Annotated in this window: 13 protein-coding genes and 1 pseudogene; 9 read left to right on the top strand and 5 right to left on the bottom strand. The window is 68.8% G+C overall.

All coding sequences use genetic code 11. The annotated features are described in order from the left end of the window. Positions 1-31 precede the first annotated feature (31 nt). Together FDF13_RS06675 and FDF13_RS06670 are read left to right on the top strand one after the other, a co-directional pair. A complete protein-coding gene (locus tag FDF13_RS06675; RefSeq protein WP_137318984.1) occupies positions 32-466 on the top strand; it encodes an excisionase family DNA-binding protein in 435 nt (144 codons plus the stop codon). Positions 467-502: 36 nt separating this feature from the next. Continuing rightward, a complete protein-coding gene (locus tag FDF13_RS06670; protein WP_137318983.1) occupies positions 503-1,108 on the top strand; it encodes a PIN domain-containing protein in 606 nt (201 codons plus the stop codon). A 121-nt stretch (positions 1,109-1,229) separates the two neighbouring features. Here the strand turns inward: FDF13_RS06670 and FDF13_RS06665 are convergent, their stop codons facing one another. Further along, positions 1,230-1,571 (bottom strand): hypothetical protein, encoded by a 342-nt coding sequence (locus FDF13_RS06665; protein WP_137318982.1) that lies wholly within the window; start codon positions 1,569-1,571, stop codon positions 1,230-1,232. 81 nt (positions 1,572-1,652) lie between these two features. Beyond that, positions 1,653-3,473: a formate--tetrahydrofolate ligase gene (locus FDF13_RS06660; protein ID WP_137318981.1), complete on the bottom strand. Its 1,821-nt coding sequence runs from the start codon at positions 3,471-3,473 to the stop codon at positions 1,653-1,655. 296 nt (positions 3,474-3,769) lie between these two features. Here FDF13_RS06660 and FDF13_RS06655 point away from each other — a divergent pair, with 296 nt between their 5' ends. Continuing rightward, on the top strand, positions 3,770-4,363 hold the full coding sequence (locus FDF13_RS06655) for an ATP-binding cassette domain-containing protein (protein WP_137318980.1): 594 nt from the start codon (positions 3,770-3,772) through the stop codon (positions 4,361-4,363). 63 nt (positions 4,364-4,426) lie between these two features. Here FDF13_RS06655 and FDF13_RS06650 read toward each other — a convergent pair whose 3' ends face one another. Together FDF13_RS06650 and FDF13_RS06645 are read right to left on the bottom strand one after the other, a co-directional pair. Then, positions 4,427-5,029, bottom strand: coding sequence for a cadmium resistance transporter (locus tag FDF13_RS06650; protein WP_137318979.1), 603 nt, complete (start codon positions 5,027-5,029; stop codon positions 4,427-4,429). Further along, the gene (locus tag FDF13_RS06645; RefSeq protein ID WP_006590980.1) at positions 5,026-5,385 is read right to left on the bottom strand and encodes a helix-turn-helix transcriptional regulator; all 360 of its coding nucleotides are present in this window, start codon (positions 5,383-5,385) and stop codon (positions 5,026-5,028) included. Before FDF13_RS06645 ends, FDF13_RS06650 begins: the two co-directional genes overlap by 4 nt. A 45-nt stretch (positions 5,386-5,430) precedes the next feature. Here FDF13_RS06645 and FDF13_RS06640 point away from each other — a divergent pair. From FDF13_RS06640 to FDF13_RS06625, 5 genes and pseudogenes are all read left to right on the top strand, one after another. After that, a pseudogene (locus tag FDF13_RS06640) lies at positions 5,431-5,598 on the top strand (helix-turn-helix domain-containing protein); the annotation flags it as partial. A gap of 77 nt (positions 5,599-5,675) precedes the next feature. Continuing rightward, positions 5,676-6,461 carry an AAA family ATPase gene (locus tag FDF13_RS06635; RefSeq protein WP_137318978.1) on the top strand — a complete coding sequence of 262 codons (786 nt, stop codon included), beginning with the start codon at positions 5,676-5,678 and terminating at the stop codon, positions 6,459-6,461. Then, on the top strand, positions 6,347-7,063 hold the full coding sequence (locus FDF13_RS14735) for an ABC transporter permease (protein WP_254668962.1): 717 nt from the start codon (positions 6,347-6,349) through the stop codon (positions 7,061-7,063). Before FDF13_RS06635 ends, FDF13_RS14735 begins: the two co-directional genes overlap by 115 nt. 356 nt (positions 7,064-7,419) lie before the next feature. Continuing rightward, positions 7,420-9,063, top strand: coding sequence for a sensor histidine kinase (locus FDF13_RS06630; RefSeq protein ID WP_137318977.1), 1,644 nt, complete (start codon positions 7,420-7,422; stop codon positions 9,061-9,063). Further along, positions 9,060-9,692, top strand: a complete 633-nt coding sequence (locus FDF13_RS06625) for a DNA-binding response regulator (RefSeq protein ID WP_137318976.1) — start codon at positions 9,060-9,062, stop codon at positions 9,690-9,692. Before FDF13_RS06630 ends, FDF13_RS06625 begins: the two co-directional genes overlap by 4 nt. 453 nt (positions 9,693-10,145) lie before the next feature. Here FDF13_RS06625 and FDF13_RS06620 read toward each other — a convergent pair whose 3' ends face one another. Beyond that, on the bottom strand, positions 10,146-10,763 hold the full coding sequence (locus FDF13_RS06620) for a hypothetical protein (protein WP_137318975.1): 618 nt from the start codon (positions 10,761-10,763) through the stop codon (positions 10,146-10,148). A gap of 300 nt (positions 10,764-11,063) precedes the next feature. On the opposite strand from FDF13_RS06620, the gene FDF13_RS06615 reads away from it, so the two are divergent. Next, positions 11,064-12,071, top strand: a complete 1,008-nt coding sequence (locus tag FDF13_RS06615; protein ID WP_137318974.1) for an aldo/keto reductase family protein — start codon at positions 11,064-11,066, stop codon at positions 12,069-12,071. Positions 12,072-12,684: the final 613 nt, after the last annotated feature.

Raw genomic sequence — 12,684 nt, 5'->3', positions numbered from 1 at the left:
TGTACAGTTATGGAAGAACTAAGGAGGTGCCATGGCAGGAAGCATCGATTCGCGCACCCGCAATGAGATCGTCGTCGACCAGAGCGTCGAGGACCAGGTCGTGCGCGCCGTCCGAGCACGTACGGAATCGCACGTAGCCTGGTCGCTGAGCGACACGGCCCTGCCCGATGAAGTCGTCGAACTCATCGACAAAGTGCTTGCCGCGGTCGCAGACGGTGCCGAAGTTCGAGTGGGGCGATTACCCGAGGTCATCACGACGACAACCGCCGCTCAGATTCTCGGAATCTCTCGACCGACGCTGATGCGCAAGCTCAAAGAGGGCGAGCTGGCCTCGCACAAGGTCGGAACGCACACACGATTGCACACGGCAGATGTGCAGGATTTCAAGCAGCGAATGCACCAGCGGCGCATTCAGGCGGCCAAGGAGCTCATGGAACTCGAGGAAGAGCTCAACGAGCCCCTCTGAATGTCTGGACTATCTTAAAGCTGTTAACGTTTCCAGATGCAACGTGTGCTGTTCGACACCAACATCCTCATGTCTCGTCTGCTCCGAGACACCATGGTGCATTTGAGCATGTGCAATGCTTTTCAGCCGATGTGGACCGAGGACATCATGGCGGAGTTGGTGTATCGGCTGCGGCGTGATCATCCTGACTGGAACGAACAGCAGATCGGCGGACTCAGGCGCAAACTCATCGGTGCGTTCGGAACTGCAGCGATCACTGGCTACTCGATTGCCGGTCACGCAGAGATCCGGGATCCGAACGATGCTCATCTCGACGCGGCCGCGGAGCATGGCGAGGTCGACTACCTCGTCAGCGACGATAAGCGAGCACTGCGCCCGGATCCTCATCGTTCGTGCTACGAGCTGTACAGCGCTGATGATTTCTTGGTTCTATGCGATGACTCGATGCCGGAAAGGGTCTCGAAGGCGCTCCTCAATAATCTTGGATTCCATGTCAAACAGGCGAAGGAGACAGGGAAAGAGCTGCCCCACTTCCCTGAACGGTATGAAGCTGCAGGCGCTCCGAAATTCGCGGAGCGCGTGCGGAAACACCTGCAGTCCTTCAATATGACAGAAGTCTGGAAGAACCCGCCGTCGATCTGAGGCGCAGCACATCCATTCGTCGTCGGCCATCGTTCATTGTTCGAACACACGCGGTTCTTTCGCCGACAGACGAAGTGCCGTTCTGCGAAGTTTCATGAGAACACGCGCCGCCGCGAGCAGGTTATCCGTTGTCGTCCTCGCCATCGGAGTCGCCGCCCCCGGTGTCCTGCTCACCATCCCCGGTGTCCTGGCCGCTGTCCTCGGCGTCCTCACCACCGGAACCGTCGCCATCGGAATCATCGTCCGCGGAATCATCGTCGGATTCGCCGTCCTCGCCTGCGTCGCCTCCCGGGTCGAACGTGACCGGGTTGTCGAACCGCGGATCCTCGGAGTCGTCGAACATCGGCGACGACCCCAGCATGATCCAGATGACGACCCCGACGAGGAGCACGATGATCCCGCCTACGACCACGGCCCCGCAGGCCAACAGGCATCCCAGCGGATTCCGTCTCTGCGCGTTCATGTCGACATCGTAATCGGTGAGGACAACTGGGGTCGTCGGTGAGGACAGCAGAGCGTCATCGGTGAGGACAGCAGAGCGCCGTCAGAACAGTCCGGTGATCCGCCCGCCCTCGTCAACATCGATCTTCAGCGCTGCCGGGTTGCGCGGCAGCCCCGGCATCGTCATGATCTCGCCACAGATGACGACGACGAAACCTGCACCCGCGGACAGCCGCACATCGCGCACCGTGAGCGTGTGACCGGTCGGCGCGCCCAGTTGCGCGGCATCCGTCGAGAACGAATACTGCGTCTTCGCGATGCACACGGGCAGCCCGCCGAAGCCCTCCTCGGTGAACATGTCGAGCTTCTTCCGCACTGCGGCCGGGATGTCGATGCCGGCGGCACCGTAGGTGCGAACCGCGATCGACTCGATCTTCTCCGCGAGCGAACCGTCGAGGTCGTAGGCGTACCGGGGCTCGGCCGGAGCGCCTTCCGAGTCGGCCGCATCGACGGCGCCCATGACGGCTCGCGCCAGGTCGATCGCGCCCGCGCCGCCGTCGGCCCAGTGCGTCGCCGGCACTGCCGCGACCCCCTCGGCGGCGAGCAGCTCAATGAGCCGGTCGATCTCGGCATCGGTGTCGCTGGGGAAGCGGTTGATGCTCACCACGGTGGGTACGCCGAACACCTCGCGCAGGTTCTTCACGTGCTGACGGAGGTTCGGCATGCCCGCCTCCAGCGCGGTCAGATCCTCGCGCTCGAGGTCGGCGCGCGCCACCCCTCCGTGGTACTTGAGAGCGCGCACGGTCGCCACGAGCACAGCCGCGTCCGGCCACGAGTCCATCGCCCGCATGGTGATGTCGAGGAACTTCTCCGCGCCGAGGTCCGCGCCGAACCCGGCCTCGGTGACCGCCCAGTGGCCGAACCGGCGAGCGGCGGCCGTGGCGAGCACGCTGTTGCAGCCATGGGCGATGTTCGCGAAGGGTCCGCCGTGGATGAAGGCGGGCGTGTGCTCGATCGTCTGCACGAGGTTGGGCCGCAGCGCGTTGCGCAGCAGAGCGGTCATCGCCCCGGCCGCGCCGAGGTCGTCGACGGTGACGGCCTTCTTCGCACGGGTCCGGGCGACGACGATGCGGCCCAGGCGCTCCTTGAGGTCGTCGAGCGAGGTCGCCAGGCAGAAGATCGCCATGACCTCGCTCGCGACGACGATGTCGAAGGCATCCTCACGCGGGATCCCGCCGTTGTAGCCGCCGAGCCCGATCACGACCTGGCGCAGTGAGCGGTCGTTGAGATCGACCACCCGGCGGATGAGGATCCGGCGCGGGTCGATGTCGAGCTCATTGCCGAAGTGCATGTGGTTGTCGAGCATGGTGCACGCAAGATTGTTCGCGAGCGCGATCGCGGCGAAATCACCGGTGAAGTGGAGGTTGATGTCCTCCATCGGCAGCACCTGCGCCCAGCCGCCGCCGGCCGCCCCGCCCTTCATCCCGAACACCGGGCCGAGGCTCGGCTCACGCAGCGCGAGCACCGCCGGCGCCCGGCCGTCGGAGAGATCCCAGCCGTCCTCCCGCGCGACGTGACCGAACGCGTCGGCGAGCCCGATGCTCGTCGTCGTCTTGCCCTCGCCCGCCGGCGTCGGGCTCATGGCCGTGACGAGGACGAGCCTGCCGGGTCCGGGTGCGGCACCGGCCGTCCGGGTGTGGTCAGCAGGCGCCTCGGCCCCGGAGATCCCCGAGGCGGATTCCGCATCTGAAGGCGACGGTGACGCCGCGGGCGCTGCCGGACCGGCCGCGAGCACGCTGAGCGGCACCTTCGCCGCATGGTGGCCGTGGGGAACGATGTCGTCGTAGGCCAGCCCGATCGACGCTGCGATCTCCGCGATCGGCTTGAGCTCTGCACGGGACGCGATCTCGATATCAGTCGACATGAATCCAGTATGCCCGCCAGCGGACTCGAGCGGCATGACAATCGCTCTGGCAATGGACCGCCCCCGACCCCGTCGCAGTCGGACCGCTCCGCACCTGGCATCCGGCCGCCAGAACCCGCTGGCTCCACCTCTCGTGTCGCGGCCGAACTACCCAGCCCCCGGATACCGCACCCGGGCTGCCCAGCCCTCGTCTGCCACACCCGGGCCACCCAGCTCCGCCCGTATGACATCTGTCATCCCGGATCGATGGAGCTGCGCACTGCCGCGGCCACCGCCCGGCCGGAAGAGTGGAGGACATGAACAAGCCACTCTCCTCCCAGCCCATCACCGCACCCACCTCACACCGGCAGACCGCCCGGACATCATCACGCGACTCCGCAGCACCGGTGATCCGCGTCGAGAACCTCACCCGCACCTACGGCACCTTCACCGCGGTCGACGCGATCTCCTTCGAGGTGCCCGCCGGTTCGGTGTTCGGCCTCCTCGGCACCAACGGCGCCGGCAAGACCTCCGCGCTCGAGGTCATCGAGGGGCTCGCTCCGGCCGCCTCGGGCACGGTCGAGGTCCTCGGCATGAACCCGCTCACCGATCGCGCCCGCCTCCGCCCGATGATCGGCATCATGATGCAGGAGGGCGGCTTCCCTCACGAGCTCACCGTCCGCGAGACCGCCAGGATGTGGCACGGCACCCTTACCCGGCCGCTCACCGTCGACGATGCGCTCGACCTCGTCGACCTCGGCGAGCGGGCCGACCGCCCGGTCAAAGCGCTCTCCGGCGGCGAGCGACGCCGGCTCGACCTCGCCTGTGGCTTCGTTCGCTTGGTGGCGGGGTTTTTGCAGCGCTCTGTGGCGGTCTTGTTGCCGCGATCACGCAGGACTGGCTGCAGGTAGGTGTCGCGGTCTGGACCGAGAGGGGTGCGCCCGGTCGGGGCCGTTTGGATCGCTGCCGCTACGTCAGAGTCCGAAGGCTCCGCCGCTGACAAGGATCACGATGCCGAGGCCGATGAGAACGATGGGGAAGAGGATGTGCTCCCAGCGTTCGAGAACTTCGGCGATCGGGGGGCGGGTGGCGACGAACTTTGCCAGGGCCACCAGGACCGCGACGAGCGCGAGGAAGACGATGCAGTAGGCGACTACTGCGAGAGGTTCCACGCTGAGGAAGACAGGGGTGTAGACGCCGATGTTGTCGCCGCCGTTGGCAAGGGTGACGCCTGCGACTGTCCACACGCCGACCTTCTTGCCGGCAACCTTGGCCTCGTCGTCATCGTCGTCATCGTCTCCGCGCCAGGCCTGCCATGCGGCCCAGAGGCCGAGGCCCAGAGGGATGAGACCGAAGTACGGGATGGCTGCCGAGGGCAGGAATGCTCCGGCGCCGATGGTCACCAGGACCGCGGCACCGAGGATGCCGGCGAATCCGAGGTACTGGCCGGCCAGAATGCGGGCGGTAGTGCCGCGCTGGCTTGCCCCTCGCGCGAAGAAGAGGGAGAGCACGATGATGTCGTCGATGTTGGTCGCTGCGAACAGGCCCATCGCCTGCAAGACCGAGGTGAGGATCATGCGCCCTCCCCAGCTGCGTCGCATCCGGGAAGCGAGCAGGCGGGATCGATGCACGGGGCGTCTTCGTCCACTGCCAGGGTGGCATCGACCAGTGCCGTCAGCGCCTGCGCCAGGTGCGAATCGGCGATCTCATATCGTGTCCGACGACCCTCGGGCTCGGAGACGACGATCCCGCAATCGCGCAGGCATGCCAGGTGGTTGGACACGTTCGGGCGTGTCAGGTCCAGATCTCGGGCCAGTTCCGCCGGGTAAGCGGGATGGTCGAGCAGGGTCAAGATGATCCGGGATCGAGTGGGGTCGGCCAGTGCACGACCCAGGCGGTTCATCACGTCGAGACGCGAAGCAATAGTCAGCATGCAGTGAACTATACAGCGCGAACTGAACACTCGGTCACAGGCGTCAAGGGCAAACTCAAAGGCAAGAAGCCCAAGCTCTCGCCCTCTCAGCGCAAGCACCTGCTGACGTTGCACACGGCCGGCGAACACACCCAAGCCGAGCTCGCCGAGCTGTTCAGCGTCTCCCGCACCACCATCTACCGCGAGCTGCGCCGCACCACGGCCGGCACCTGACCGCGCCTGCACCGCCACTGAGCAATCACAGAAACCCGCCACCAAGCCATCACATCCACAACCTCGCCCTCGCAGTCATGGGACGGCCCGCGGTCCTCTTCCTCGACGAGCCGACGACCGGCCTCGACCCCGAGAGCCGCCACGCCGCGTGGAAGCTCATCGCCGCGCTCCGCGACGCCGGCGCCACCCTCATCCTCACCACGCACTACATGGACGAGGCCGAACGCCTCTGCGACACCCTCGCGATCATGCACGAGGGCGCTGTCGTCGAGCACGGCACCGTGTCCCAGATCCTCGCCTCGAACCCCGCCACGATCGCCTTCGAACCGATCGCCGCAGACAGCACTGTCTCCTCCGCAGACGGGACTGCTCCCACCGCGTCCGAAGTGCGCACGCTGCCGCTGTCCGGCACCGTCGCCGAGGCGCCCGCCGGCCGGGCAGGGTCCGGTCACCCCACGCTGACCGTGAGCACGACCGACCTCCAGGCCGACCTCCACACGCTCCTCACCTGGGCCGACCGCGAGCGGATCGAGCTGCGCGGCCTGCGCGCCCAGGAGGCCGACCTCGAGCAGGTCTTCCTCGGCATCGCCGAATCACGCTCCGCCGCCTGTCCGCCCACCACTCCAGGAGTCATCATGTCCACGACGTTCGCCCCATCACCCCGCACGAGGCGTCCACGCCGACCCCGCTGCTGCGCCGCTTCGGCTCCCTCGTCCGCGCCGAGTTCGTCCTCCTCCTGCGCAACCGCATCCAGCTCTTCACCGCACTCGCGCTCCCGCTCGGCGTTCCCTTGCTCATGCTCCCGCTCAAGAACGAGGGCCTCCTCGAGGGCGCGGGAGCGGCCGCGGCGACCGGCACCATGATGGTCTTCCTCCTCCTGTTCGTCGTCTACTACAACCTCACCTGCTCCTACGTGGCGCGCCGCGAGGAGCTCGTGCTCGAGCGCCTGCGCGCCGGCACCGTCCCGCAGCCCCTCGTGCTCGCCTCGACCGCGGCACCCGCAGTGGTCCTCGCGCTCGTCCAGACGGCGCTCATGTGCGCGATTGGCGCTCTCGTCCTCGACCTCCCGGCGCCGGTCAACGCGCCGCTGCTCGTCGTCGCCGTGGTCCTGGCCGTCGGCGCATTCATCGGCCTCGCCCTCATCACGACGACCTTCACCAAGAACGTCGAGGCCGCTCAGATCACCACCCTGCCGATCGTCTCCGTGTGCATCCTCGCCTCCGGCGCGGCCATCCCGCTCGACTTCCTCCCACAGTTCGTCCAGGGCCTGCTCTCCGTCGTCCCGTCCGCCGCGCTGGTCGAGCTCACCTCACTCGCCTGGCTCGGCATCACCGACGACGGCGCCCGCGTCGATGCCTTCGGGGCGATCACCGAGGCTTGGCTGCCCGCGCTCGTCCTCGCGGCGTGGTGCTGGATCGGCGTGAATGCGGTCGAGAAGCGCTTCCGCTGGTCGCCCCGGGGCTGAGGACGCGAGATACCTCGGCACGGCGGCGACCTCGCCTCGGCGGCCTTCCCGGTCCTCGGCGGCCCGCCCCGCCGCATGTCACGGCTCCCTCGCACCGCGCGACTGCCCCGCACCCTGGTGGCCAGTCCCGCACCCCGCAGGCGGTCGGCAACCAGAAGGCGCCCGTCGCCGGCGAACGCTCCGCCGCAGACAAGCACCCCGTCGCAGGCAGACGTCCCCGTTACCAGCGAACGCCCGCTCGCCCGCACGCACCCCAGCACTCCGGGCGGCCGTTCCGCACCCGGCGGACTGCCGCTGCCCGACCCACGCCGCTCGCCGGCACCCCGCAGCTCTCCTCATCCGGAAGAATGGACCCGATGATGCAGTCGACCCCCGCACCCGGCCGAGGTGCCTCCCGCCGCACCGGAGGCACCTCGGCCGGTGAGCCTTCGCATGCGCGACGCGTCGGCCCCGCCGAGGTGCGCCGCGCGCTCTCCCTCATCGACGGGTCGATGGTCCTCATGCCGTTCATCCCGCTCGTCATCGCGGTGACGACCCTCGCCGACATGGGCTGGAGCCCGACGGCGACCCTCGCCACGGTGGCCTTCACCGTCGCCATCGTCCTCGGCCTCCCGGCCTTCGTCTCCGGAATCCGCGCCGCCGGCCACGGGAACGGTGCGGGAAACGAAGGCGATGCAGGTCCCGGCGGCGATGCAGGTGCCCGAGGAGGTACAGCTCCCGGCGAGCACTCCCACACCAGGCACGACGGCGGCACCCGAGGCGGCGTCCGCATCGCCGGACAGGTCGAGCCCCACGGCCTCGGCGAACGATTCACCTCACATCGGTGGCCTCTCGCGATCGCTGTGTGCGGCATCGTCGTCTCGGTCGCCACCGCGACGATCATCGTGCTCTCCCTGCAACCCGAGCTCGCGGAGATCCAGCGGCTCGCGTTCGTCCCGGCCGTGTCGGTGATCATCACTCTCGTCCCGAGGCTCACCCCGCGCAGCGCTCTGTTCGTATCCGCCGGGCTGCCGGCTGCTCTGTCCCTCGTCCTGTCCTGGTTCCACGGTGAGGGCGTGTTCGGCGGACCGGACGCGCACACGGATGCAGCCGCTGGGCAGTGGGAGACCGCCCTCGCGCTCGCCGCCCTGCTCGCCGGGGTCGGCGTGATCCTGTGGCTGTCGCTGTGGCCGGTGATCTGGCTGCGCCGCGTGCTCACCGACCTCGACCGCGCACGGGGCACCGAATCCCGGCTCGCCGTGGCCGAGGAGCGCCTCCGCTTCTCCCGCGACCTCCACGACGTGCTCGGCCGGCGCATGTCCCAGATCGCCGTGCAGTCCGAGCTCATCGCCGTCCTCGCCGAGCGCGAGGCGGGGGCCGACTCCCGTGCCGCAGAATCCGCGCGCACCGTCCGACACGTCGCCGTCGAATCGCTCGCGGAGATCCGGGCGCTCGTGCGCGGCTACCGGTCGATCGATGTCCGTGCCGAGCTCGCCGGCGCCCGCCGCCTGCTCGAGTCGGCAGCGATCGACGTCGAGGTCGTCGGCGACCCGGATGTCATGCCCGTGCACCTCCACGAGGCCGCCGCCTGGGTGATCCGGGAGGCGGTGACGAACATCCTGCGCCACTCGCAGGCGCGCACGGCGACCATCGCATTCGCACCCGACCGCCTCGAGATCCGCGACGCAGCCGCAGACGCGGAGCGCGCGCCCGAGGATGAGCACGCCACTCGGGATCCGGCCTCGCAGACACCCGTTGCCGACGGCACCGGACTCACTGGGCTGCGCGAGCGCGTCGCCGCCGTCGGCGGGCGCCTCCGCACGGCGCACTCCGGGAACGGCTTCCGCCTCGTCGTCGAGTTCACCGGCTCCGCGCCGAGAACAGGAGCACCCGCTCCGCACGGGGCCGCCGACAGGGTGCCGGATGTACCGGATGTGCCCGGCACCCACGACGCCGACTCCGGCGCACCGCATCCGACCGCGACCGACCCGACCGCATCCCACCACCAGGACCCGACATGACCGACAGCACCCCCAGGACCTCCGCGATCACCGTGCTCATCGCCGACGACGAGCACCTCATCCGCTCCGCGCTCGCGACGATGCTCGATCTCGAGGACGACATCACCGTCCTCGCGCAGGCGGCCACGGGCGACGAGGCGGTCGCGCTGGCGCGCAGCGCCCCGGTCGACGTCGCGCTCCTCGACCTCCAGATGCCCGGCCTCGACGGGATCGAGACCGCGCAGGCGATCCGCCGCGACCACCCGGACACGGCGATCCTCATCGTCACGAGCCACGGACGGCCGGGCTACCTCAAACGGGCGCTCGAGGTCGGGGCGCGCGGCTTCATGCCGAAGACCGCCCAGGCCGGCGACCTCGCGGCCGCGATCCGCACACTCGCCTCGGGCGGGCGGGCGATCGACCCCGAGCTCGCCACCGACGCGCTCACGGTCGGAGACTCACCGCTGACCGCCCGCGAAGCCGATGTCCTCGAGTTCTCGGTCGACGGTGCGGACGTCTCGGAGATCGCCCGTCGAGCACACCTGAGCGAGGGGACGACCCGGAACTACCTGTCGGCGGCGGTGACGAAGCTCGGTGCGCGGAACCGCCACGAGGCGAGCGCGATCGCCCGCGAGCACGGCTGGATCTGATCCGAGCCCGCAGATGGCACGGGCACGGGGCTGGGCGCGAACCGATCTGAGCAGTCGGCACGCGGGTGGTCGGATGTCAGTGCCAGCGGGCTGACGTCGCGCGGTCGCCCCCTGGCGAGTGTCGTGGCCACGGGCCTGCGGCGCCTCGGACGCGACGGGCCGACCGGCAACGCATCGGACGGGGGTCGACCGGCAACGCACCGGACGCACGACAGCGCACCTCGGACGCGGCGGGCCGGCATCGCACCTCGGACGCGGCGGGCCGGCATCGCACCTCGGGCTCGGCGGGCCGGCCAGGAGCGCATCGGACGTTGCGGCCAGGCGGCCACGCACCTCGGACGTTGCGGGCCGGCATCGCACCTCTGACACTGAGCTCCCAGGCGGCAGCCGGTTCAGTCCAGCCTGCGGGCGCCTCGGACTCGGGTCGACCGGCAACGCGCCTCGGCGGCAGGATCAGGCCCAGCCGAACCGGTCCTGGTAGACGTGGTCGCAGACGCTCGCCTCGGGTTCCCAGGCCTCGGGTGCGGTGACCGGCGCACCGTCCTCGGTGTCGACGAGCCAGCACTCGCCGGCCCGGATCCGCACCCGGTGCGCGTCCTGGTCGTAGTCGAAGTGGGAGATCTTCTCGCCGAGCGTGAACACGTGGGCGTGGACGTGGGCCGCGACCGACATCGCCGAGGAGCCGAGCCCGTGGATGAAGATGGCGTGGCCGTCGCGCCGCAGCTCTCCCTGCTTGAGGTAGAACTTCTCCCACGCGAGCGGATCGATGTCCCGCAGGTCGTCGATGTCGGGGACGTGGTAGCTCGGGGTGAGCAGCCGGTGGCGCAGCACCTGCTGGTCGGCGAAGTGCACGTAGGGGTAGATGTTGTCCCCGAGGATCGGCTCGCTCGGATCGGTGAGGCCGGCCTCGCGCGCCTTGCGAATCATCTTCCCCATGGCGCACGGTCGGCGCTCGGGGAACACCTGCTTCTCCTCGAGGACGTCGTGCTGGTACTGGGCCTGCACCTCGGGCCGGCGGACGCTCGTCGCCTCGAGCGTGGTCTGCGGAGTCAGGGCATGCGGGGTGTTCACAGTGAGGAAGTATACGAGCGCGCGGTGCACGAACGGGGACCCAGTGTGAACGGCGGGCGCACGGGTGCGCTCCTCCCGCCGGGGCAGCGACCTCCGGATCATGGTGCCAGTACAGGACGGCGCCGGTGCGCTCCTCCACCTGGGGAGGCCGGGCATACCTGCCGGGAGTGCGCTCTTTCCGCCGGGGCGGCGACCTCGATAGACTCGAATCCGGTGGCTGTGCGGTGCGAACCCGACGCGCAGCGGGCGGCGATCCGTCCGACCACCCGCCCACACGCTCGACCCAGCAGGAGGAGCACCATGGAATTCCGGTACCTCGGACACAGCGGCCTCAAGATCTCGGAGATCACCTACGGCAACTGGCTCACCCACGGCTCCCAGGTGGAGAACGACATCGCCACGCAGTGCGTGCACGCCGCGCTCGACGCCGGCATCACCACCTTCGACACCGCCGACGTCTATGCGAACACCCGCGCCGAGAAGGTGCTCGGCGACGCGCTCGCCGGGCAGCGGCGCGAGTCCCTGGAGATCTTCACCAAGGTCTACTGGCCCACCGGGCCCCGCGGCCACAACGACTCCGGCCTGTCGCGCAAGCACATCCTCGAGTCGATCAACGGTTCGCTCAGGCGGCTGGGCACCGACTACGTCGACCTCTACCAGGCGCACCGCTTCGACTACGAGACCCCGCTCGAGGAGACCATGCAGGCCTTCGCCGACGTGGTCCGGCAGGGCAAGGCGCTCTACATCGGCGTGAGCGAGTGGACCGCGGACCAGATCCGCGCCGGCCATGCGCTCGCCAAGGACCTGGGGGTGCAGCTGATCTCCTCGCAGCCGCAGTACAACATGCTGTGGCGAGTCATCGAGTCCGAGGTCATCCCGGCGAGCCGGGAGCTCGGGATCTCCCAGATCGTCTGGTCGCCCATCGCCCAGGGCGTCCTCACCGGCAAGTACGCCGTCGGCGCCGAGCTGCCAGCGGGATCGCGGGCGACCGATGAGAAGGGCGGAGGCGCCCAGAGCATCAAGCGCTATCTCACCGACGAGGTGCTCCAGGGCGTCGAGGAGCTCAAGCCGATCGCTGCCGACCTCGGCCTGTCCATGGCCCAGCTCGCCGTCGCCTGGGTGCTGGCGAACGACAACGTCGCCAGCGCTCTCGTGGGCGCATCGAAGCCCGAGCAGGTTATCGACAACGTCGGTGCCGCCGGGGTGAAGCTCGAGCCCGAGGTGCTCTCCCGCATCGACGAGGTCGTCGGACACCTCGCGGTCACCGATCCGAAGAAGACGGTCTCCCCCGACACCCGCCCGAGCTGAGAGGCGGCGCCTTCTCGCTCTCTTCCCGGGATGCGGGTTCTGGGCGATCGGGCTGTCCTCGGGCTCGAGTGGTCAGCGGGTTCGGGTGGTCAGCGGGTTCGGGTGGTCGGGCGGGTTCGAGTCGTCAGCCGGGTCGAGCGGTCCGCCACGCTCGAGCAGTCAGCCGAGCTCGAGTCGTCAGCTGAAGCCGTGCAGCCGGGCAGGTTCGAGCGGTCACCCACGGTCGAGTCGTCAGTCGGGCTCGAAAAGCGAGCCACGCTCGAGTCGTCAGCCGGGCCAGGGTTGTCTGCTGGGCTCGAAAGGCAAGCCAGGTTCAAGTGATCAGCCGGGCTCGGGCTGTCAGTCAGGCCCGAATCGTCAGCCAAGCTTCGAGTAGTCAGCCAGGTTCGAGAGGCCAGCCAGGATCGAGGGGTCGGCCGAAGCCGTGCAGCTCGAGAGGCCAAACGGGTCGGATGGTCAGCCACGGCCGTACAGCCGGGCGGGGTCGAGACGCCAAACGGATCGAGTGGTCAGTTGACGTCGCGAGTGGTCAGTTTCGGTCGATTTCTGCTCGGATTTCGACCGAAGCTGACCACTCGACGTCCTTCTCGACCAGAAGTGACCACTCGACCGG

This window comes from Brevibacterium sp. CS2, assembly GCF_005280295.1.
Classification (GTDB): Bacteria; Actinomycetota; Actinomycetes; order Actinomycetales; family Brevibacteriaceae; genus Brevibacterium; species Brevibacterium pityocampae.
This window is presented reverse-complemented; position numbering and strand designations above follow the sequence as displayed.

Bases quoted from the DNA above. Each gene is read 5' to 3' on its own strand.
- FDF13_RS06675 (WP_137318984.1), top strand. From the start codon at position 32: ATGGCAGGAAGCATCGATTCGCGCACCCGCAATGAGATCGTCGTCGAC.
- FDF13_RS06670 (WP_137318983.1), top strand. From the start codon at position 503: ATGCAACGTGTGCTGTTCGACACCAACATCCTCATGTCTCGTCTGCTC.
- FDF13_RS06665 (WP_137318982.1), bottom strand. From the start codon at position 1,571: ATGAACGCGCAGAGACGGAATCCGCTGGGATGCCTGTTGGCCTGCGGG.
- FDF13_RS06660 (WP_137318981.1), bottom strand. From the start codon at position 3,473: ATGTCGACTGATATCGAGATCGCGTCCCGTGCAGAGCTCAAGCCGATC.
- FDF13_RS06655 (WP_137318980.1), top strand. From the start codon at position 3,770: ATGAACAAGCCACTCTCCTCCCAGCCCATCACCGCACCCACCTCACAC.
- FDF13_RS06650 (WP_137318979.1), bottom strand. From the start codon at position 5,029: ATGATCCTCACCTCGGTCTTGCAGGCGATGGGCCTGTTCGCAGCGACC.
- FDF13_RS06645 (WP_006590980.1), bottom strand. From the start codon at position 5,385: ATGCTGACTATTGCTTCGCGTCTCGACGTGATGAACCGCCTGGGTCGT.
- FDF13_RS06635 (WP_137318978.1), top strand. From the start codon at position 5,676: ATGGGACGGCCCGCGGTCCTCTTCCTCGACGAGCCGACGACCGGCCTC.
- FDF13_RS06630 (WP_137318977.1), top strand. From the start codon at position 7,420: ATGATGCAGTCGACCCCCGCACCCGGCCGAGGTGCCTCCCGCCGCACC.
- FDF13_RS06625 (WP_137318976.1), top strand. From the start codon at position 9,060: ATGACCGACAGCACCCCCAGGACCTCCGCGATCACCGTGCTCATCGCC.
- FDF13_RS06615 (WP_137318974.1), top strand. From the start codon at position 11,064: ATGGAATTCCGGTACCTCGGACACAGCGGCCTCAAGATCTCGGAGATC.